Raw genomic sequence first — 1,167 nt, 5'->3', positions numbered from 1 at the left:
AAAGTACTGTGACACTAAATAATGGAAAAAGTTTTGTCTTATATTCTATTCACCCAGTACCTCCCACTCATTTTGAAGACCTGCCTGATAATGAAGGCAAACAAGAAGTAGCCATGATAAATGTTGGTGAAAAAGTAGAGGGTCGTAAGCTCCCAGCTATTGTAGCCGGTGACATTAATGACGTGAGTTGGGGCGCTACCGATAAGCTGACTCAAACTAAAGACATACTCCACGATGTACGAGTAGGTAGAGGGTTTTATAATAGTTACAATGCTAATAACATACTCATGCGCTGGCCACTTGATCATTTTTTTGTAACCAAAGAATTTGAATTAGTAACTCTTGAGCGTATGCCGACAATCGGCTCTGACCACTTTCCGATGTATGCTAAATTTGTCATTAATTAGATTTGAAATAGAAAATTTAAAACTTCTTATTTGCGCCAATCTTTTCCACTCGATTCGTTCCGCACAATCCCTTGTGAATCAAAAGATTTTGTTAGTTTGCGTGCAGATTAGTACTGAAGGCGCAGAGCGTATACACACGTAAGTTGGAGGTATTTGGTCACAACGGAGAAGCACGAGTTTATGTACAAGATGACTGAGGATCAATATTTCAAAGAGAAGTATATATGAGACAAACTAGGAGAAATGGAACTTAAGAAAAATATAAGACCGATGTTCTATCTCCTGGGTGTCGTATTAACAGTAACTTTTCACATTTTCTATGGTAGCGAGAATTCTCATACACCACCATCAAGTTTTCTTGTCTCAACCTTAACATTTGGATTAGGGATAATTTGGTTAATTACAGACTCGGTAATTTCCCCAGTCAAAAAAGTGAATTATTCAAGTAAGCTGAGAACTCATATTTTTGGTCTTTCAATTGTCATTTTACTTATAGTTTGGATATGGAACTCCTAAAATAAGCTACCATGCGAACTAAGCATGGAGCTAGCTTCTGTGCGGTTTGACTATTCATCTGCTGCCGTCAACTGATTAAGGCTTTACATTATCGATGTTCACAGGGTTGATTGTCTTGTGAACTACGGAGGTTATCTGCAATTGTTGGTGGCGTAAGTAGATTTCACTATTTTGGTATGTAATAGACTTTGTAGCGCACACGCGACCAGATACGGGGGATAGTTGTAACCAAGTTGTGAGCAAG

1 protein-coding gene is annotated in these 1,167 nt (G+C 38.4%); it reads left to right on the top strand.

What is annotated here, in order from left to right; all coding sequences use genetic code 11:
- The coding region (locus E1176_RS20265; protein ID WP_343030486.1) for an endonuclease/exonuclease/phosphatase family protein at positions 1 to 407 on the top strand (407 nt) is incomplete at its 5' end.
- Between the last annotated feature and the right edge of the window lie 760 nt (positions 408 to 1,167).

The sequence above is a fragment of the Fulvivirga aurantia genome (assembly GCF_009711475.1).
Classification (GTDB): domain Bacteria; phylum Bacteroidota; class Bacteroidia; order Cytophagales; family Cyclobacteriaceae; genus Fulvivirga; species Fulvivirga aurantia.
This window is presented reverse-complemented; position numbering and strand designations above follow the sequence as displayed.